This is a genomic window from Flavobacterium salilacus subsp. salilacus, from assembly GCF_004634195.1.
GTDB classification, from domain to species: domain Bacteria; phylum Bacteroidota; class Bacteroidia; order Flavobacteriales; family Flavobacteriaceae; genus Flavobacterium; species Flavobacterium salilacus.
In genome coordinates this window covers 1-19,999 of sequence record NZ_SKBP01000017.1, presented here as the reverse complement: position 1 = coordinate 19,999, position 19,999 = coordinate 1, and the positions used below count along the sequence as shown (strand labels likewise).

The 19,999-nt window shown below is 37.0% G+C and carries 22 protein-coding genes; 13 read left to right on the top strand and 9 right to left on the bottom strand.

Annotation, left to right across the window (positions count from 1 at the left end):
* Positions 1–214 precede the first annotated feature (214 nt).
* The 3 genes from E0W68_RS13755 to E0W68_RS13745 all read right to left on the bottom strand — a co-directional run bounded on the left by E0W68_RS13755 (position 215) and on the right by E0W68_RS13745 (position 2,008).
* Positions 215–553, bottom strand: a complete 339-nt coding sequence (locus E0W68_RS13755) for a hypothetical protein (protein WP_135220023.1) — start codon at positions 551–553, stop codon at positions 215–217.
* A 379-nt stretch (positions 554–932) separates the two neighbouring features.
* Complete coding sequence (locus tag E0W68_RS13750) at positions 933–1,691, bottom strand: phosphatase PAP2 family protein (RefSeq protein WP_135220022.1); 759 nt, start codon at positions 1,689–1,691, stop codon at positions 933–935.
* 158 nt (positions 1,692–1,849) lie between these two features.
* Positions 1,850–2,008, bottom strand: a complete 159-nt coding sequence (locus E0W68_RS13745; RefSeq protein WP_135220021.1) for a lmo0937 family membrane protein — start codon at positions 2,006–2,008, stop codon at positions 1,850–1,852.
* Positions 2,009–2,191: 183 nt separating this feature from the next.
* Here E0W68_RS13745 and E0W68_RS13740 point away from each other — a divergent pair, with 183 nt between their 5' ends.
* Positions 2,192–3,538 carry an FAD-dependent oxidoreductase gene (locus tag E0W68_RS13740; RefSeq protein ID WP_135220020.1) on the top strand — a complete coding sequence of 449 codons (1,347 nt, stop codon included), beginning with the start codon at positions 2,192–2,194 and terminating at the stop codon, positions 3,536–3,538.
* Positions 3,539–3,541: 3 nt separating this feature from the next.
* Here the strand turns inward: E0W68_RS13740 and E0W68_RS13735 are convergent, their stop codons facing one another.
* Entirely contained in the window at positions 3,542–3,907 is a 366-nt protein-coding gene (locus tag E0W68_RS13735) for a cupin domain-containing protein (protein WP_135220019.1), read from the bottom strand.
* A gap of 356 nt (positions 3,908–4,263) precedes the next feature.
* Here E0W68_RS13735 and E0W68_RS13730 point away from each other — a divergent pair, with 356 nt between their 5' ends.
* The 8 genes from E0W68_RS13730 (at position 4,264) to E0W68_RS13690 (ending at position 11,362) form a co-directional block, all read left to right on the top strand.
* Complete coding sequence (locus E0W68_RS13730; RefSeq protein WP_135220018.1) at positions 4,264–5,103, top strand: MotA/TolQ/ExbB proton channel family protein; 840 nt, start codon at positions 4,264–4,266, stop codon at positions 5,101–5,103.
* Between the two features lie 91 nt (positions 5,104–5,194).
* On the top strand, positions 5,195–5,839 hold the full coding sequence (locus E0W68_RS13725) for an ExbD/TolR family protein (protein WP_135220017.1): 645 nt from the start codon (positions 5,195–5,197) through the stop codon (positions 5,837–5,839).
* A gap of 19 nt (positions 5,840–5,858) precedes the next feature.
* A complete protein-coding gene (locus E0W68_RS13720) occupies positions 5,859–6,422 on the top strand; it encodes an ExbD/TolR family protein (RefSeq protein ID WP_135220016.1) in 564 nt (187 codons plus the stop codon).
* 28 nt (positions 6,423–6,450) lie between these two features.
* Positions 6,451–7,281: an energy transducer TonB gene (locus tag E0W68_RS13715; RefSeq protein ID WP_135220015.1), complete on the top strand. Its 831-nt coding sequence runs from the start codon at positions 6,451–6,453 to the stop codon at positions 7,279–7,281.
* A 255-nt stretch (positions 7,282–7,536) separates the two neighbouring features.
* Complete coding sequence (locus E0W68_RS13705; protein WP_135220013.1) at positions 7,537–8,463, top strand: PstS family phosphate ABC transporter substrate-binding protein; 927 nt, start codon at positions 7,537–7,539, stop codon at positions 8,461–8,463.
* Between the two features lie 38 nt (positions 8,464–8,501).
* On the top strand, positions 8,502–10,208 hold the full coding sequence (locus tag E0W68_RS13700) for a tetratricopeptide repeat protein (RefSeq protein WP_225990357.1): 1,707 nt from the start codon (positions 8,502–8,504) through the stop codon (positions 10,206–10,208).
* A 94-nt stretch (positions 10,209–10,302) separates the two neighbouring features.
* Positions 10,303–10,935 carry a 7-carboxy-7-deazaguanine synthase QueE gene (locus tag E0W68_RS13695; protein ID WP_135220012.1) on the top strand — a complete coding sequence of 211 codons (633 nt, stop codon included), beginning with the start codon at positions 10,303–10,305 and terminating at the stop codon, positions 10,933–10,935.
* Between the two features lie 22 nt (positions 10,936–10,957).
* The gene (locus tag E0W68_RS13690) at positions 10,958–11,362 is read left to right on the top strand and encodes a DUF2059 domain-containing protein (protein WP_135220011.1); all 405 of its coding nucleotides are present in this window, start codon (positions 10,958–10,960) and stop codon (positions 11,360–11,362) included.
* Between the two features lie 44 nt (positions 11,363–11,406).
* Here E0W68_RS13690 and E0W68_RS13685 read toward each other — a convergent pair whose 3' ends face one another.
* The gene (locus E0W68_RS13685) at positions 11,407–12,117 is read right to left on the bottom strand and encodes a class I SAM-dependent methyltransferase (protein WP_135220010.1); all 711 of its coding nucleotides are present in this window, start codon (positions 12,115–12,117) and stop codon (positions 11,407–11,409) included.
* A 44-nt stretch (positions 12,118–12,161) separates the two neighbouring features.
* Here E0W68_RS13685 and E0W68_RS13680 point away from each other — a divergent pair, with 44 nt between their 5' ends.
* The 3 genes from E0W68_RS13680 to E0W68_RS13670 all read left to right on the top strand — a co-directional run bounded on the left by E0W68_RS13680 (position 12,162) and on the right by E0W68_RS13670 (position 13,359).
* Entirely contained in the window at positions 12,162–12,653 is a 492-nt protein-coding gene (locus tag E0W68_RS13680) for a YkgJ family cysteine cluster protein (protein WP_135220009.1), read from the top strand.
* Positions 12,654–12,811: 158 nt separating this feature from the next.
* Complete coding sequence (locus E0W68_RS13885) at positions 12,812–13,060, top strand: PH domain-containing protein (RefSeq protein ID WP_162845843.1); 249 nt, start codon at positions 12,812–12,814, stop codon at positions 13,058–13,060.
* A 47-nt stretch (positions 13,061–13,107) separates the two neighbouring features.
* The gene (locus E0W68_RS13670) at positions 13,108–13,359 is read left to right on the top strand and encodes a hypothetical protein (protein ID WP_135220007.1); all 252 of its coding nucleotides are present in this window, start codon (positions 13,108–13,110) and stop codon (positions 13,357–13,359) included.
* On the opposite strand, the gene E0W68_RS13665 is transcribed toward E0W68_RS13670, so the two are convergent.
* Together E0W68_RS13665 and E0W68_RS13660 are read right to left on the bottom strand one after the other, a co-directional pair.
* Positions 13,356–13,571 carry a hypothetical protein gene (locus tag E0W68_RS13665; RefSeq protein ID WP_135220006.1) on the bottom strand — a complete coding sequence of 72 codons (216 nt, stop codon included), beginning with the start codon at positions 13,569–13,571 and terminating at the stop codon, positions 13,356–13,358. The two genes, E0W68_RS13670 and E0W68_RS13665, sit on opposite strands and share 4 nt — an antisense overlap.
* Before the next feature lie 102 nt (positions 13,572–13,673).
* Positions 13,674–14,924: an exo-beta-N-acetylmuramidase NamZ family protein gene (locus E0W68_RS13660; RefSeq protein ID WP_135220005.1), complete on the bottom strand. Its 1,251-nt coding sequence runs from the start codon at positions 14,922–14,924 to the stop codon at positions 13,674–13,676.
* Between the two features lie 7 nt (positions 14,925–14,931).
* Here E0W68_RS13660 and E0W68_RS13655 point away from each other — a divergent pair, with 7 nt between their 5' ends.
* Positions 14,932–16,167, top strand: a complete 1,236-nt coding sequence (locus E0W68_RS13655) for an ABC transporter permease (protein WP_135220004.1) — start codon at positions 14,932–14,934, stop codon at positions 16,165–16,167.
* 4 nt (positions 16,168–16,171) lie between these two features.
* Here E0W68_RS13655 and E0W68_RS13650 read toward each other — a convergent pair whose 3' ends face one another.
* Complete coding sequence (locus tag E0W68_RS13650) at positions 16,172–16,618, bottom strand: hypothetical protein (RefSeq protein WP_135220003.1); 447 nt, start codon at positions 16,616–16,618, stop codon at positions 16,172–16,174.
* Positions 16,619–16,680: 62 nt separating this feature from the next.
* On the bottom strand, positions 16,681–19,497 hold the full coding sequence (locus E0W68_RS13645) for a S8 family serine peptidase (RefSeq protein ID WP_162845842.1): 2,817 nt from the start codon (positions 19,495–19,497) through the stop codon (positions 16,681–16,683).
* Positions 19,498–19,999: the final 502 nt, after the last annotated feature.

Here is a 19,999-nt window from a genome sequence, read left to right as displayed (position 1 = left end):
GTAAGTATAACATATAGTGCTGATACATATATTTGATATGAGTTGGTTTGACCTTTTTCTTTATATCAGGTTCGGTAAATATTTTAGTCCCATATTTCATAACCTCGTATAAGGTTGGTTTAGCATTATACTATTCGTTATTATTTTCCGTTTTGCCCTTCTTTGTAATGCTTTATTATTGTTGAATTACAAGCCTTTACCGGTTACTAAAACTTCATTTTGTTCCGTTTTTAGCTGTCTCTTTTTGTACTAATGTAATTTTTTTTAAATTTCCAATTCGCCCCAAACTCAAACCAATTTCTTTTTTCTGATTGGTTCTATAAGGTGCTTCTGCAATGTATTTATCAATGTAGTTTGTGAGTACATCAAGCTCAACAATTTCAATTTTATTGTTGAAGATATCTATTTGTAATTGCAACCATTCACCTGTAAATTCGATTCCTTTACTGACTCCCTCATTATGGGCATCATTTATAAATGTAGCTAATTTATCGAGTTTTGATTTTATTATTTTTAAATCCGATCTTCCCATTTTTGGTTGAGATTTATCCACGCTCCAATCTTTGGCGCTAATAATAAATCCAGTTTTACGTTTTAAAACTGTTGACCTGTTTGGAATGGCGTATATAAATGTTTCAAGTGTCGCTTTTGCTTTGAAGTAAAAATTTTATCTTAGCCATTATATTTTATTTTACGTTATTATAATTAAAACGGATATAATAAATTAGTCAACATTTAGTAAACGAAACGTGAATTTAATTGAATTTTGATAAATTGAAATGAATACAAAACATTTAAAGTATTGAAAATAAATGCATTTAGTGTTTTTATGATTTATCTGAATTTAGGGGTTCGAATCCTTCGGGGTCACAAAAAAGCGTAACTAACAATAGTTACGCTTTTTTGTTATTAATATCTTATTGTTTATAATGCTAAAAAGTGACCGCTACCCCAAAACCTGCCTGTTCTCCATTGTAAAAAGGGATAAATGACATAGAGGTTTTACTTTCTTCTGTTTTCGTCCTGAAAATTTTTTCTTTTATAAAGGGGTTAACCCAATAAGCAATTTTTGTACTTAAAATATCAATACCCGCGCCGGCAGCTACATCGGTAAGCCAATGCCTGTCGTTATACATTCTGAACAAACTGGTGCCTGATGCTACTGCATACCCTGCAATGCCATACCATATCGATACGTCTTTATACTCCTGCCACAAAAATTCTGCCCCTGCAAAAGCTGTTGCAGTATGTCCCGATGGGAAAGAGTTTCTGGAGCTGCCATCAGGACGTTTAACCCTTGTTAATGATTTTAGCCCCATTACCGTGCCACCAACAATAAGGTAAGACGTAACAATAACTGTAGTCCTGTCCATAAAATTGTTTTTACCTTTTATACCGGCTGCATTCAAAGCATATACTGAAACGAATGGAGCATATTGCGAAAAATCGTCAATAGTTATTTTATCGTCAATGTTTTCGTTCAACTCTTCCTTAATCTCGCTGTTTATGCCTTTAAGACCATCGCTTTCAATACCTACAACACCATACCCTACAAGTGCAACAGGTATAGCCAGTTGTTTTAACGAAAATTTTGAATTTTTTGATACTATAGTATCAGTAATGTTAACATATTGAGCCTTTAAGGACAGAGAACTTAATAAGTATAAAATTAAAAAGAGGCGATTAAACATAGTATTGTTTTTAATAGTAATACTTGTTTTAACGCTTATGTATAAAGAAAATTAAATGAAGAAGCCAAACTTAAGCAAATGTTAAGTTTTAATAAAAATGATATAAAAATAAAAAATCCCTCATAAGGGATTTTTTATTTTTATGCAACTGAAGTTTGTTAAGGTCTCCTGCCAACAGCAAGCCTATACAAAATACCGATAATTGCCAGCACGAGTAAAACGTGTATCAGATAGCCTACAGATTCTCCAAAACCAAAAAAACCTACCAGCCACCCAATGATAAGAATTACAATAATTAGCCAAATTAAATCTCTCATAATAATGTTTTTTAATGTTAGTAATATAAAGTTATGTAAATACAAGGGTAGTTGTTAATAAATTAAGAATGTTTTAGCAGCTAATATTTTCTTAATAAAAATAATATGCCTTAAATTAATCATATAAACTAAGGATAATATTTTTTTAATTGAGTACTTTTGTAGGGTATTACAATATTTTTCATGCAAACTCCCTTAAAAATTGCAGTAGTAGGTTCAGGGCTTGTAGGCTCGCTACTGGCAATATATCTCAAAAGAGCAGGTCATACAGTACATGTTTTTGATCGCAGTCAGGACATCAGAACAATAGAGTTTTCCGGACGTTCCATAAATCTGGCTATGTCCCATCGCGGTTGGAGGGCATTAGACAATCTTGGTCTTGGCGACGAAGTGCGAAAGATAGCTATACCAATGGATAAACGAGCCATACACATTGTAGGGCAACCCCTCAATTATCAATACTATGGCAAGGAAGGCGAGAGTATCTATTCCATATCTCGCGGAGTGCTTAACAGGAAAATGATTTCGCTGGCAGAAGCAGAGGGCGTTACCTTCTTTTTCGAAACAAAAATTTGGGATGTAACAATGGCTACCGCTACGTTGCATACAGGAGAAACGGAGCAGGGCGAATGGGGAAGTCTGGATTATGATATGGTTTTTGGTGCCGATGGTGCTTTTTCGAGAGTAAGGCACAGAATGCAGCGACAAAGCATGTTCAATTATTCTCAGGAATTTTTAAGTTTGGGTTATAAAGAACTTAATATTCCGCCGAATGAAGATGGCACACATAAACTCGACAAAAATTCGCTTCACATTTGGCCCAGAAATAACTTTATGCTTATAGCGCTACCCAACCTTGACGGTAGTTTTACCTGTACATTATTTATGCCGCTTGAAGGCGAAAAATCATTCGAAACCCTTAAAGATAAAGAAACGCTGAAATGCTTTTTTGAGGAACATTTTCCTTCAACCATAGATGTAATACCCAAGCTGGTAGAAGACTTTTTCAAAAATCCCACCAGTACACTGGTTACCATGAAATGCTACCCATGGACGTATAGTGATAAAGTTGCGCTTATAGGCGATGCCTGCCATGCCATAGTACCTTTTTATGGTCATGGTATGAATGCCGGTTTTGAAGATATTACAGTATTAAACCAACTGATGCAGGAGTATGGGGATGACTGGGAACGTATTTTTAAAGAATATGAAAACAGCCGTAAACCTGATACAGATGCCATAGCCGAGCTATCGTACCGAAACTTTATGGAGATGAGCTCTAAAACCGCAGATGAAAACTTTCTTTTGCAGAAAAAAATAGAGAAACACTTTTCCGAAAAATATCCCGACAAATGGATACCACTATACAGCCGGGTAACATTTAGCCACAGACCTTATAGTGAGGCGCTTGCATTGGGCGACCAACAAAAGGCTATTATGGAGGAGGTAATGCAAATGGATAATATCCATGAGATATGGGATTCCGAAGCGGTAGAAAATATGATTTTGAAACTATTAGCACAAAAATAATCGTTATTCACTTTCCCTGTTTGCTCCCTCTATAGTAAAAGCAGGCATACATATAGCTATATACTCGCAGGGTTCATCAAACGGATTGCTATACTGCACTCTTGCCCCTTTACTTATTTTTATAGATTGCCCCGCTTCAAGCACAATCATTTCTCCGTCAATAATAAACTGCTTTCGCCCCTTTATTATATAAGTATATTCGTCAAATTCCGGTTTCTGATGCGGTTCGCTCCATTGCGGTGGTGCCATCATATGGGCTATAGATATGTTTGCTCCGCCGTCAGATGCTTTGCCGAAATGTTCCTCAATCAGTTTTCCGTCCTCGGTAGGGACTACAAAAGGATTTGTTTGTATAAAAAAGTTTTTCATCCTGTTTTTAGTGTTTTTAGTATTGCTTATGGCTAAAGTTGTAAAAAGTACAACTATGCCACAATAAAATATATCGAATTGTGTTATTTATAAGTATTCTATATTAAATTAAAATAATTATTAAGAAATGACGGTTTTCTTTTGTGAAAGATAAATTTATGTAAATAAATTGGCTTTAAATGTAAAATTATAGTTATGAGTGCTATAATAAATTAATGTTAAGAAGTAATAAAAAAAACCTTTTTATTTTTTTTTATCTCTTAAAAAATTAAATTTGCCAATCTTATATAAATTAAGAGATAAACAACAAGAAACTATTATTTAAAAAAAAATCAAAAACTAAATTTTTTAGAAAAATGGCAAACGCATCTATTCAGAAGGTTGAAAAAAAAGGTGAATCTAAGGGCTCTAATGTATTCGCAGGATTGGCTATTATATTATGCTTAATCGTGGCAGCTCTTGTATGGGCATTTATTATGGGACACCCATCAAACTTCCAAGACGGAGATCCTGAAGGACACCCACTACCGGGTAACTACCTTGCAATGGTTTATAAGGGTGGATACGTTGTACCGGTACTTATGGGATTATTCTTAATGTCTGTTGTTTTCTCTATCGAGCGTCTTTTCGTTATTAATAAAGCGGCAGGTAAAGGAAATGTTGAAACATTTGTAAGAAAAGTACAAAACCAAATTGCAGCGGGTAACATTAACGAAGCTATGGCTGAGTGCGACAAGCAACAAGGAACTGTTGCTAATGTTGTAAAAGCCGGATTATTAAAATATGAAGAAGTAAAAAGAGAAGGTTTTGACAGTGAGAGAGCAGAAGCTGCTATACAGCAGGAAATAGAAGAAGCTACATCGCTGGAAATGCCAATGCTTGAGAAAAACCTTGTAGTTATATCTACACTGGTATCTATTGGTACACTATGCGGTCTGTTAGGTACGGTAACAGGTATGATTAAAGCGTTCTCTGCACTTGGTGCAGGTTCTACGCCAGACTCTGCTGCACTTGCAAACGGTATCTCTGAGGCACTTATTAATACCGCTACAGGTATTGCCACCTCTACACTTGCGGTAATTGCATACAATGCATTTACATCTAAAATTGACAAATTAACATACTCTATTGATGAGGCTGGGTTTACAATTGCCCAAACTTACCGTCGTTTCAGAGCTCGTGCTAATAACGCATAATCAGATAGTTTAAGTTAATTAGTAACATAAAACCTGAATTTAAAAGAGTTATTATAATTCTTGGTTGGGTTTTATATAAGCGATAAAAGAAATGGCTAAAGTAAAAGTATCTAAAAAGAGCACCAGAATAGACATGACTGCCATGTGTGATGTGGCATTCCTTCTGCTGTCTTTCTTTATTATGTCGGCTACTGCAAAGCAGCCCGAGCCTCACCCGGTAGATACTCCTGCCTCTACTGTATTAGATAAACTTCCGGAAGAGGTTGCAACTATTACTGTAGGAGATAAAAGAGCGTTTTTTAACATACCCGGTAAGGATGTGAAAATAGAAACACTTAAGCGTATCTCTCAGGAATATAACATGAATTTTACCGAGGGCGAATACGAAGCTTTTGGTAATATGCAATCTTTTGGGGTGCCATTAAACCAGTTAAAAGGTCTTTTGGCTATGGAAGCATCAGAAAGAAATGCCGGAGATATACAAAAGGGGATTCCTTTTGATACTATTAATGACCAGTTGAGCAGTTGGGTAACCCAAGCTCGTGAGGCATCTAAAGCAGTACTGGAAGAGCGTATAAGAAACGGAGAAGATGTAAAGTATAAAGATCTTGACATAGCCATAAAAGGTGATGCAGATGAAGATTACCCAACAATAAAAAGGGTAATAGATATACTACAGAAACAGAAAAAAAATCGATTTTTTCTTGTAACCGGTTTACGAAACGAAGATTTTTAATATTATAACATAATATAAAATGGCAGAATTAAATACCGGCGGCGACGGTGGTGGCAAAGGCGGCAAAGTAAGAAGTAAAAAAATGAACCCTGCTGTGGATCTTACCGCGATGGTAGATTTGGCATTCCTTTTGATTACCTTCTTCATGCTTACCACATCGTTATCTAAACCGCAATCAATGCCTTTGGCAATGCCGGATAAGGATTTAACGGAGCAGGATACTACTAAAACAAAAATACCCGAAGAAAGGTTAATGACTATATTGATAGGCAAAGACAATACTATATCGTGGTATATAGGTATGTTTGATAACCCTATAATTGAGCCTGCTCAGTCTGAATTTGGTAAAGAAGGTATCAGAAAAGTGTTGTTAGAACAGATAACGCGTGCTAAAGCAATATCTGCAAGAGATGGTAAGCCGGATGAAGGGCTTATTGTAAACATTAAAGCCAGCGATAAGGCAAGTTACCGAAACCTTGTGGATATTCTTGATGAAATGGCAATTACCCACCCGCAGCTATATGCTATTGGTGATATTACAGAACCTGAAGTAAAACTGTTAGAAGAAAAAGGTTTATACTAACCTTTATAACTAACCTAAAAAATTAATTATGTCAAAACTTAATATATTCAGGGAAAAGTGGATTGATATGGTGTTCGAAGGTCGAAACAAAAAGTATGGTGCATACCAGCTTCGCGCCGAAAACCCTAAAACAACCGTACGTGCATTTATTATAGGAGCTCTACTATTTATAGCAGCCATATCAACACCTATGGTGTCTAAATGGTTGGGCGATAGTTTAGGTAAGGCAGAAAAAGAGGATAATGTGGATAAGATAATCGAGATGACTGAATTATTACCACCACCTGAAGAAGAACCGCTTCCGCCACCACCGCCACCTGTAGAGGAATATCAGGCACCAAAATCAGTAGTAGAAGAGGTTAAATTTAAACCTCTTGAAGCTGCTAAAAAAGAAGACGTTCCTGAAGATCCGCCAAAAATTGAACAATTTAAAGAAGCTGACCCGAGTTCCAGAAATGCGGAAGCCAGCCCAACGGGAGATATTAACATAGGTAAACCATCGGGTGACCTTGATAAAGGTGTAGAAGCTCCTGATAATACTGTATATAACACTGCCGGTCTTCAGGTACAACCGGAATACCCGGGTGGTATGACAGAGTTTTACAACTATGTAAACAAAAACTTCAGAATACCTGAAATTGATCAGGATATGCAAGCAAGAATATATGTTTCATTCGTTGTAGAAAAAGATGGATCTATGACAGGTATCAAGGTGCTAAGAGACCCCGGTTACGGTTTAGGTAAAGAGGCAGAGCGTGTGCTAAAGTCTATGAAAAAGAAATGGAGTCCGGGTATCCAAAACGGTAAACCTGTAAGGGCTTCATACAACCTGCCTATTACTATCAACATCAGATCTTAGGAACGGAACGCGATGTTTAAAGATAATAAATCTCAATATAAAAAGCAGAAATCGCCACAACAGCGATTTCTGTTTGTTTTGGGATTGATGTTTTTTTTAATCTATTTGGTACTTGGGCTTATTATAATTTTTTGGAGAACCATACCTTTAAACATTTCCTATCATGGCAGGTTAGCCTTTGGAGCGCTGCTTATTATATATGCATTTATACGATTTGTCAGGTTGCTTAAAAAGAATAGGGAGTAGTATTGTAATATGATAAAAAAGATATACATACTTGTTATTACGGTGTTTGTTTTTGCAGGCTTTTTCTTTGCGTGTAAAAATAATACAGCCACCGGCGAGGTAGAGCAAACATCTACTTCGGGCACGCTTACCATGTATGTAGATAATACAGTACAACCCATTGCCGAAGATGTAATTGCTGTTTTTCACAGCGTTTATGACAGGGCTACCATTACTCAGGTTAATAAAACTGAAACGGAAATAGTGAATGCACTGTTAAACGATACTGCAAGAGTGGCTATCATGACGAGGAAACTTACAGAGGAAGAAGAGCGTTATTTTGAACAAAAAAAGATTGAACCAAAGATTACTGAGTTTGCTGTTGATGCCATAGCACTAATAGTAAATGAAAGAACTCCGGATAGTATTATAGATATTGAAGAAGTACTAAAGGTTTTAAAAGGAGAAACATCTGATAAGGTTGGTAAACTGGTTTTTGATAACCAAAACTCAAGTACAGTACAGTTTCTTTTAAAAAGAGCCGGTATTACAACCGCTTCCTCCAAAAACGTATATTCGTTAAAAACGAATGAAGAAGTAATAAAATACATACACAATAATGCCGGAGCAATAGGCATTGTGGGCGTAAACTGGCTGGTACAGCCACCACCGCAATTAAAAGAATATGTGCAAAATATAAAAGTTTTGGCAGTAAGCAATAGCGATGCCGATACAGGAGAGAAGAAATATTTTAAACCCTCTCAAAGCGATATTGCTACCGGGCTTTACCCGCTTACCCGCAAGCTATATGTTTTAAATTGTCAGGGTAAAGACGGTTTAGGCACAGGGTTTGCAATATACATAAGTGCGCATGAGGGGCAGCGTATTATTTTAAAGTCAGGATTACTCCCCGTAGAAATGCCCACAAGGGATATTGAAGTGCGAAACGAATTGTAAATAAAGTAACTAGTAAATATTAATAAAAGGAAAATAAAATGATCAAGATCGAAAAATTCAAGTTCCTTGGTTTATCACTATTGTTAGTCAGTGGGGCATATGCCCAGGATGCTGAACAGGCAAAGAAGGCTATTGATGCCGAAAAATACCAAAATGCTAAGAAAATACTTAAAACGCTTATAGCATCTAATGATGATGAAGGTAAAAACTACTTTCTGTTAGGAGATGTTTACCTTAAGCAAAACGAGCAGGACTCTGCCGCTATTTATTTTAATAAAGGCAAAGGCGTAAAAAAAGATGCAGAGTACAACTCAATAGGTCTTGCACATATTGACCTTAATAATGGTAATACATCGGCAGCACAGGCTAAATTTAAAGCTGTGGAAGACGAGCTTAGACGTAAAGATGTAGAGCAGCTTGTTTACATTGGGCGTGCCTATATTGACTCTGATAACCCCGACTATAAAAATGCCATAGCGGTACTAAAAAGAGCCCTTGAAAAAGACGATAAAAATGCTCAGGCATATTTAAGTCTTGGAGATGCCTATGTAGGCAACGAAAATTATAATGATGCCTATAAAGCATATCGTGATGCCTTTAGTTTAGATAACACTGTACTGCGAGCAAAACTACAGTTGGGTGTTATAACCAAAAATACAAGAGCAGCTTTTCCGGAGGCTGTAAAAGCATTTGAAGATATATTGGCTTTAAATGCCAATTATGGTCCTGCCTACAGAGAGCTTGCCGAAACCTATGCACTTTGGGCAAATACTGATACTTCTAAATACGACCAGTACATTAAAAAAGCATTGGACTATTATGAAAAGTACATGCAGCTAACAGATTATTCGCTTAACTCGCGTATGAGACATGCTGATTTCCTTGTACTGGCAAGAGATTATAAAGCACTTGAGGCAGAAGCTAAAAAAATGCAGGAGCTTGATAAGGTGAATCCAAGAATACTGCGTTACCTATCTTACTCTGCATACGAAAACGGTAACTATGAAGGCAGCCTTAAAGCAATGAATGAATTTATTACAAAGGTAGATTCTAAAAGACTTATTGCCAGAGATTATTTATACTTAGGGCTTGCCAAACTGGCATCTACCGTAAGTACTGATGAAGAAGGTAATTCTATAATAACCGACCAAGTGGTTTTTGATGAAGCTATAAACGACATTAAGAAAGCTGCTGAAATGGATATAGAAATTACCAATGAGTTTAATGCTATCGGTAAAAAACTATTCGGGCAAAGACTTTATGGTCCTGCATCTATAGTATTTGAAGTTGCAACTACCAATCCGGATAACAAAAACGCTTTTTATGATAACTTCTACCTGGCATATTCTATCTATTATGACCACGTAAATAAATCGGAAGAAGACAAAAAACTGAATATGGAGCGCCTTGTAGTAGCTGATGCTGCCCTTGCAAAAGTAATTGAGCTATCTCCGGAAGCACAGGATGCATTCCTTTTCAAAGCCAGAATCAACCAGTACATGCAGTCGGAAGAAGCCTATTCCGAAATGGCTAAAGCGTATGATGAGTATATTAAAATTGTAAGTGCTAAAGATGCTGCGAGCCTAACGGCAAATGAGCTTAAAAACCTTATAGAAGCCTACTCCAATGCAGGAGCTTATTATGCAGTGAAGGATAAAGCCAAAGCAAAAGAATACTTTAATAAAGCTCTTGAGCTTGACCCTAATGATGAGTACATAAAAGGGGAGTTAGAACGTATGAAATAATCCTGATTATAAATTAAAAACCGTTCTGTAATGCAGAACGGTTTTTTTTATAGCGTTATTTTAATATGTATCTTTGCAACCTATTTTTAAGACAATGTTGGAGAAGGAAGTACAAATAGCAGTAGAAAAAGGGGAGTTGTTGCCATTGATGGAAGAATTTTATACCATACAGGGCGAGGGCTACCATACCGGTACTGCTGCCTATTTTATACGTGTGGGCGGGTGCGATGTAGGTTGCCATTGGTGCGATGTTAAAGAAAGCTGGAATGCCGAGTTGCATCCGCCTACTGCTGCTGACGTTATTGTGGAAAATGCTGCCAAGTATGCCAAGACCATCGTGATAACAGGGGGTGAACCACTAACGTGGGATATGAACCCAATAACTGCCAAGCTTAAAGAAAAAGGGCTTAATGTTCATATCGAAACTTCGGGGGCTTACCCTATTACGGGCACTTGGGACTGGTTTTGCCTGTCGCCTAAAAAAAACAAATTACCGGTACAGGGTGCTTATGATATAGCACATGAGCTAAAAGTAATTATATATAACAAGCACGATTTTTTATTTGCCGAAGAACAGGCAGAAAAAGTGAATAATAATGCCATACTGTTCCTGCAACCGGAGTGGAGCAAAAGAGAACAAATGACACCGCTTATTGTAGATTATGTTATGAATAATCCTAAATGGCGTATATCACTGCAAACACATAAATATTTGAATATACCATAACTAATTTTTAAAAACTAAAACGATGAAAAAATTATTTTTTGCTTTTGTATTTATACTTGTTGCACAACTTGGTTTTGCACAAGATGCAGCTTATAAAGCTGATGTTAAAAAAATGATGGAGCTTACAGGAAGCACTGCGCAAATGGATATGGCTAAAAAACAAGTTATTGCCATGATTCCTGCTGATAAGCAAGAGGCTTTTTCGAAAGAATTTGAAGATTCTTTAAAGCCTGTTCTTGAATCACAGCAGAAATTTTATATGACGGAGTTTACCCATGCCGAGATTAAAGATCTTATCAAGTTTTATGAATCTCCGTTAGGGAAAAAACTTGCCGAAAAGAACACTAAACTTGCAGAACAGAATATGCAGACTATGCAGGAGTGGAGCATGGAACTTCAGGGAATTATGATGAAGTATATGCAGTAATCAGAAATTATAAAATAGAAAAAGCCCCTGTTCAGGGGCTTTTTCTATTTTACAGTCAGTCTTGCCAAGTAATCATAATGCTCGCCTTCCATAACCAGTTCGCATTGTAACCCGTTTCCATGAGTGGCATTTTGCAAGGTGTTATAATCAATATACATCCAGTTAAAAGGAGTTTCTTTCTCTCCTTTGTAGCTTATGTTAAATACTACTTCGCCATAATAGTCATTATCGGTAGGTATCCACTTCCCGCCGTCTTCGTCTTCATCAAACATATATATAATATCTGACGAGTCGAGCAGTACCTGCCCGTCTTCATTAAGCAATGATTTTATTTGCAGTAAAAAATCTGAAATTTTATTGAGCCTGCCACACATACCCGCGCCGTTCATGAGCAGTAGTATGGTGTCAAACTTTTCGTTTTCCAAGTCCATTACATTTTTAACCCTTGCGTTTTTAATACCACGCAGTTTGCAGGCTTCAATAGCATTAACCGATATATCAATAGCGGTAACATCGAGCTGTTTCTCATTTTGCAAATACAGGCTGTGACTGCCTGCACCGCAACCCACATCCAGTACACGACCTTTGGCAAGTTGTAATGCCTTTTTCTCCGGTTTTGGCATTTGGTTATAATCCCTGAACAAGTAGGCAACACTCATTTCATCTTCTTCAGATATTGAGGTTTCAGTTACTAAATCCTGCGGATTGTTGTTGGTTTGATAATCCAGTATGGCTTTGCCGAAAAGGTCTTTCATTTTTTTATACTTTTACGTCATTATTGATACTATAATGTAACCTGATGGACGATTTTTTAAAACAGCTTCCTAAACTTGCCAAAGATAAGCATAACGAGAACAAAAAGTTTTTTGATAAGCTGAAAAAGAAAACGCCCAAAAATCTGGACTACATTATGCAGGATTTGCACGATAATGAGTTTGCAAAAACCGATTGTCTTACCTGTGCCAACTGTTGTAAAACTACTGGGCCGTTATTTACTACCGCCGATATAGAGCGTATAGCCAAGCACTTTAAACAAAAGCCACAACAGTTTATAGAACAATACCTGCGTGTTGATGAAGATAATGATTATGTATTGCAAAGTGTGCCCTGTACTTTTCTGGATAGCGAAAATTACTGTATGATATATGATGTGCGCCCCAAAGCGTGCCGTGAGTTTCCGCATACGGACAGGAAAAAATTTCAGCAGATAAGTAACTTAACATTGAAAAATGTTGCTATTTGCCCCGCAGCCTATAATATTGTTGAGGAAATGAAAAAGAAAATATCATAATGCAGGTATATAAATCAAAAATCGATACTTGGCTTTTAGCTGTTGTATTTGTGCCTTTACTAGCTATATTATTTCAGGCTTTGGTTACATTTACCTGGGCTTTGTTTGCTTTTATTGCAGTTATTATTGTTTTGATGATATACATGTTTACAAAAACTATGTATGTAATTAATAACGACTCGTTGCAGATAAAAATGGGTATTATAGAGTATCAGCAGGTAAAAATAAGCGACATAACTTCTGTAAAAAGGACAAATAACCCGGTTAGTGCCCCGGCATTATCATTAAAGCGCCTTGAGGTGCGGTATGGCAACCGATTTGATTATTTACTTATCTCGCCAAAAGACAGGGACGCATTTATAGCAAACCTTCTCGAAATAAATCCGTTTATAAAAGTGGATGTTTAATATTTGCGGAAACAAAATTTTGTAGTTTTACAGTATATTTTAATGATATGAAAACGCTAAGAAACCTTTTCCTTATATACATACTATCTTTTATTACAGCAGTGGGAAGTACTTTTATAAATGATACTTTAATAGTATCATATACCTTTGCCGATCGTGTTTTGGAGGCTACTTTTATATCCATACCTGTTTTTATAGTGCTTGCCCTGCTATATACTATAATAAGGCTGACTATGAAAACTGCTAAAGCGACTAAAAAGAAAAAGCCCCCTGTTGAGGAAGGCTTTGAAAAAAATTAGGCTGCAATTTCTTCTTCGTTATGACTTAGCCCTATTTCGTGGATAAGTGCTTTTATGCTATCTATTTTCTCGTTGATATAGTGTATCAAGTCTTCAATTTTGTCTTTCACGAACGAAAGGAAATCGATTATATCTTCAATAAACTCTTTTATCTTGTCAACATACCGCATTATATACTGTATAAAGCTGTCTATTTTTTCGGCTATATTCATGGTGGGTTGTTTTTTATAAATTAATATGTTTTGAAATTACAAAAATGCCCCTACACCAGGAAACACTTTGTAATAATATTAAGAAATAAAGTTTTTTACCGCTTAGTATATAAGGTACTTTTCTCGTACTGTTTTAAATTTATTAAGCCCGGCCAGCCAGGTTTCTCTAATTTCCGCTTGGGTTTTTCCTGCCTCTATTTGTTGTTGCAGTTGTTTAGTGCCTGCCAGTTTGGTAAAGAAAGCATTAAAAAATTTAGACTTGTCCTGTGTGTTATTATAAGCACTAATGATCCATTTCAGTTCCAGTTGGTTTACCCTTTTAATTTTGGTTAAGTCTTCCCCATAACAGGTTTTGCCATTATGCATTGGGTCTTTTGCCCCCTCATTAGGTACCGGTATAAAACTGAAACCTGTTTTTGGTAAAAAGGGAGAGCCGTATATCTGGAACTGTTTATCAGTACCCCGCCCCACGCTCACGTTAGTACCTTCAAAAAAACAAAGGCTGGGATACAGGTTTATGGCTTGGCTGTTAGGTAAATTAGGCGAAGGTTTTACAGGTAAATCATAAACCATCTCCCTTTTGTAGTTGGTGCAGGGTATAACCGTAAGGTTGCACTTAATGTTGTTTTGCAACCACTCCTCTCCGTTTATCATTTGAGCATATTCGCCAATAGTCATACCATGCAGTACCGGTATGGGGTGCATGCCTACAAAACTTTGGTATTCCGGTTCCAGTATCGGTCCGTCAACAATACCGCCATTGGGGTTCGGTCTGTCCAGCACTATTAACGGAATATTGTTTTCGGCACAAGCCTCCATCACATAATGTAATGATGATATATAGGTGTAAAAACGTGCGCCTACATCTTGCAAGTCAAACACCATAACATCTATCCCTTCCAACTGCTCCGGTTTTGGTTTTTTGTTATTACCGTAAAGCGAAACAATAGGAAGCCCTGTTTTAGTGTCCTTCCCGTCCTTTATCAGTTCGCCCGCATCCGCAGTACCGCGAAAGCCGTGTTCAGGCGCATATATTTTCTTTACATTGACCTTTTTTTCTAATAGAAAATCAACCAAGTGCCCTTCCTTACTTTTTAGGTTTATTATTCCTGTTTGATTGGTAACAATCCCCACTTTTTTCCCTTTTAATAAAGGCAAATAGTTCTGATAATTATCTGCTCCGGTTTTAATATCTTCTGTATAATAGTCATTTCTTACTTCGGATATCGAACTTCCCGCTTCTGCTTTTTGGCTATTGCCGATTGGCTTTTTGCTTTTCACAGAATTTCCGCAAGCAGCCAACAATAGTATTGAGAATAAAAATGTATTTTTGAAAAACGAATAAGATACCATATATCAGTTGAATTTAGAATATTTCATTGCCCGTAGGTTGGTTACCGCCAAAAACCATAAAAGTAGTATATCTGCCCCAATTATAAAAATAGCTATAATAGCCATAGCTATAGGTATTATTATGATGATAATAGCTGTAGCAACAGGCGTTGGGCTGCAAGATAAAATACGCGAAAAGGTATCGGCTTTCAACGGGCATATCATTATCTCCAATTATGATGATAATATATCCGAAGTTAGCGTAGCCCCTATTCCCATACAGCAGGATTTTTATCCTGAGTTTAAATCAGTACAAGGTATAAGCCATATACAGGCAGTGGCATCCAAAGCCGGAATTATCCGTACCGAAGAATCGGTAGAAGGAGTTGTTTTTAAAGGGGTAGGTAAAGATTATAAGTGGGATAATTTACAAGAGTATATAGTATCGGGCAGAATACCTGACCTGAATAACAACCTGAATAACGAAGTTATCCTGTCACAATACCTTGCCGACAGGCTGCAATTTAAAGTAGGAGATAAGTTTAACACCTTTTTTATGAAGGAGGATGCCAACAGTATGCCCAATATGCGGGTGTTTGAGATAGTAGGCATTTTCAATTCAGGCTTTCAGGAATTTGATGCAACCTATGTAATAGGAGATATACGCCATGTGCAGCGTATCAATAAATGGAAAAATGGCGAAGTAGGCTCTTTTGAAGTATTTATTGACGATTTTGACCAACTGCAACAAAAAGGGGATGAAGTATATAATGCTATATCATCAACTTTGGACAGTCGCACTATAGAAGAAAAGTATTACAATATTTTTGAATGGCTCAAACTTTTTGACTTTAATATAGTACTCATCATTATAATAATGGTAATAGTAGGTACCATAAATATGGTAGTAGCACTGCTGGTATTAATACTCGAGCGTACCCAAATGATAGGAATGCTGAAAGCACTTGGCGCAAACAACTGGAGTGTGCGCAAAATTTTTCTGTACAACGCAGCCTACCTTATAATAAAAGGGTTGTTATGGGGTAATATAATAAGCTTGGGATTAATATTCATTCAAAAATATTTTGAGGTAATAAAACTCCCTCCCGAAAATTATTATGTAACTGTAGCTCCGGTAGCTATAAATATACCGGCAATATTGCTGATAAATTCAGGAACAGTTGCCGTGTGTTTATCCTTATTACTCATTCCGTCCTATATTATCACCAAAATTTCTCCTGTAAAAGCACTTCGCTTTGATTAATAGGTTATTGAAAAACAATAGGCTTATTGCTTTTTTTAATTTTAACAATATGGTAGGGGTGGGCTACGTCCTGCGTTATTCCCTGTTGTAAATTATCGATGTTTACAACAATAGTACTGTCATTTTCTTCTACCGATGTGATGTTTACCGATGTAGTACTGTTTTTAATGTCAAATGCTGCAATTATTGTATAAGACTCAAAATCTATTGTTGTTTCGGTAAATGTATCAAGAACATTTTCGTTTATGCCCTGCATAGCCGTTAGTAATGCTTCCCACTCATCACTGTTGGTAATTACCATATTTTGCTGTTCAAATACTGAGTTATACCCCAGCCAGCCCTGGGCTATCAGTATAGGGTTATTATTGTCTTCTTCCATAATAGTATTGTTTGTACTGCTGCTACAACTTAGCAATACTATCATACAGAAAAGTATGCTGTATTTTTTCATAACGTCATATTATTTAATTAAAAAAGCCCGCACTACAGCGCGGGCTTTAAAAAAGGATATTGCTACTCTTTAAGTAAATTTTTACTATCCACTGCTTCACCGTTAACCATTAGTACTACAGCATAATACCCGTTAGGATAATCGGAAACATTAATAAGAATGTCGCTGCCGCCAAGATCAAGATCATAGTAGTAAACATCAGCATTTGTACCATAAATACCGTAAATAGCTAGGTAAGCATCATTAGCTTCAAATAAATGATATTTTACCACCAGCTCATCAGTAGCAGGGTTTGGTCCCATGGCTGTAATGTGGCTCGAATTTTCAGGGTTCTGATTATCATCTACCGCTGCCCTGTTAATTATGTAAGTTTCCCCACCAATAATTTTTTCTGTTTCGCCATCACGCTGTATAATATTGAATACATGCTTAGTTTCTTCAACCTGTTTTTTTGCCGGGAAATCAAACTTCAAGTCCAAAATACCGGTTTGTTCGGGTTGTAGTTTAAGATACAATCGGGCAAAGTTACCTACAACTTTTACAGTACCATCTTCAAGCGGTTCAATCAGCTGCGCTTCTTGTCCACCCGCTTGCCAGGCTTCATACAGTACCTCATTCATGTGTACTGTAACCTCTGCAAGCTCATGCACAGGAACACCATCTTCTTCAAAAGTTCCAAACTCCAGGATAAACCTATGAGGAGCATCATGTATATTCTCGACAGCTACAATACCGCCAACAGGTCCTACAACCGAGTTAATAGGAGAGTCAACCACCGTAACATTTTTCCAGACAATATTATTATTGTTCGTCACATTACCGTTAAGGTCTGTAGTTTCGGCAAAAGTCATTGGGTCGTTAGGCGTTACCACTCTTGCCAGTAAGCAAAAATGCCACTGGTCGCCTGGTGTTATACTCGCATAGTCGGCAGGGTTAGGCACAACCCACGGAACTGATACTATAGCTTCCTGCCCGGGTAATAACGGTGGTAATGTTACCGTACCGATAAGATCGCCTTTCAGTTCGCCCGTTGGGAATGTAGAGCCGTTCCAGTGTGCAGGCCACTGCAACGATGTTCCCGCCTTAGACCAATATACATTCAACTCTTCGCTGCCGTTCGAAGGCAGGCAGCCTCTGTTTCGTACTTTTACATATACATGGTTAGGAGTACCTACGCTGCTGTAATCAGGGTTTTGATGCACTGTGCCGCCATCATTAAAAACCCTTACCCAGATATCCTGGCTTGTCCACATGATAGGGCTGATGATATTAGGCTCGTTACCAACATCGGCAGGAGTATCCTGCATATATAAATCCATTGAGTAACCACTTGCACTTTGTGCAGCCAACACGGCAGCATAAGCATCAATAAGCCCATAGCCCATTTGGTTATTCCAAGTACCATTAGGTCTGCCGGCTGTGGTTGAATAAGAATATCCGCCAACCTTTTGTGAAGTGCTTTCTAAAATATTTCTGACCTCTGCTGCTGTTAAACAAGAGTTAACCGATAAAATTAGTGCTATAGTACCTGTAACATGTGGCGAAGCCATAGAAGTTCCGTCATAGGGTGTAGTACCATTATAAGGTATTGTAGATAATATATTACTACCCGGTGCTACAACATCTAATTTAGTACCATATCCTGAAAAACCGGAACGGCTGCCTGTTGATGTAATCGCCCCCACTGTTACAATATCATCATGAAAAGTACCGGGATAATCCATTGCCGGTGATTGGTTTCCCGCAGCAAATACTACCAGAGTACCGCTCCCGTTACGACCAAGCGTCATAGCGTTGATAATAGCATTTTCCAACGCGGCACTTTGCAATTGCGAATAATACAAGCCCCCTTGGTCACCCCAGGAGTTATTAATTACATCGGCGCCATTTTGCCAAGCCCAATTAATACCACTCGCAAGTTCGGCAGAAACATTAGGTGTTAAACCAAGTGTATGGCTAACACTCATTAATTCTGATTGTGGAGCCACACCCACAACCTGTAAGTTATTGTCCTTTACCGCAGCCACAGTACCGGCTACGTGTGTGCCATGACTCCCGCCACTAAATACACTTGGTGAAGAGCCCGAATTACAGTCAAAACTGGAAGGATGGATGTTAGCCGCTAAATCATTATGTGTTTTATGAATACCCTGGTCTAATATTGCTACATTTATACCATTACCCTCAGTAATACTCCATGCCTGGCAAGCATTAATATCAATACTGGGGTTACTGCTGTTACTAAGTCCCCACAAACTGCCAAAATCAGTATCATTAGTACACGAATTTCTAAAGTTAAACATAAAGGCAGGGTCAATCTCTGCAAAACCTCCCGTTTCATAAAAACGATTAGCAGCAGTTACCGAAGCCCTGTCATTGTCAGCATCAACTTTAAGAATATACCATAGCGGCATATGAGGAATTTGCTTTACAATAGTAGCATCATGAGCAATAGCCGTTTTTTCTAGAGTGGTATAATCGCCCTCATTATTAAGTTTAATATAAAAATAATTAGACGTACCAATGGGCTCAGCACCCTCTCTTTTAAAAAAAGGAGCAACGTGTTTAACACCGCTAACAGCACGCAAAGCAGCTACCTTTTCATAATACTCAGCATCACTCAAAGCCGAAGTAAATTGAAGTTTGGCAAACTGCTGCCTGTTTTTAGAAGAATTGTCTATAACAAATTCAAAATCTTTAAAACCTAACTCCCGTATCAGCTTTGCATCAAACCCTACATTAGTAAAGACATTAACATAGGACTTATCAAGTGTCAATGGCACCTTTTCACCATGGTAATAATAAAAATAATCATTTTGAGCCTGAGAGGCAAATGTTCCTAAGAACAAAAAAAGGAATGCGAATAATAATTTTTTCATTTGGATAAAATTTAGATTAATAATTTTTAATGGATGTAAAAAAATGGATGTAAAAAATAGGTAACTCATGGCGGATGAGCACACTCTAAACAAAAACTGGAATGAATTGCCAGTATTACACATATATACCTTTTCATAATAAGTATGATTTATAATGTGCACGATATTCTTTAGGAGTCAAAATTCTTAATTCAATCTAAAAAGAATCAATTAAGAACCGCTAAAGTAGTTAAATATGTTTAAAATACATAATTTTAAGTTAAAATAATTTAATAACATAATTTTATTATTAATATTTTAAATATAATTCATTCAAAGCATAAATGATGTAGAATGTGGTTGTCTAACAACCCAGTGTGGGCGGGTATTCAGTCTTTAGTATGTCATTTAATATTTAAATTCATAATAACAACATTAACAAGGTGTTAAAAAAAAGTTACGAGAGCGTATTAAAAAAAGCCATACTATTCCTTGCGGGAGAAAAAAAAGTACTTACATTTGC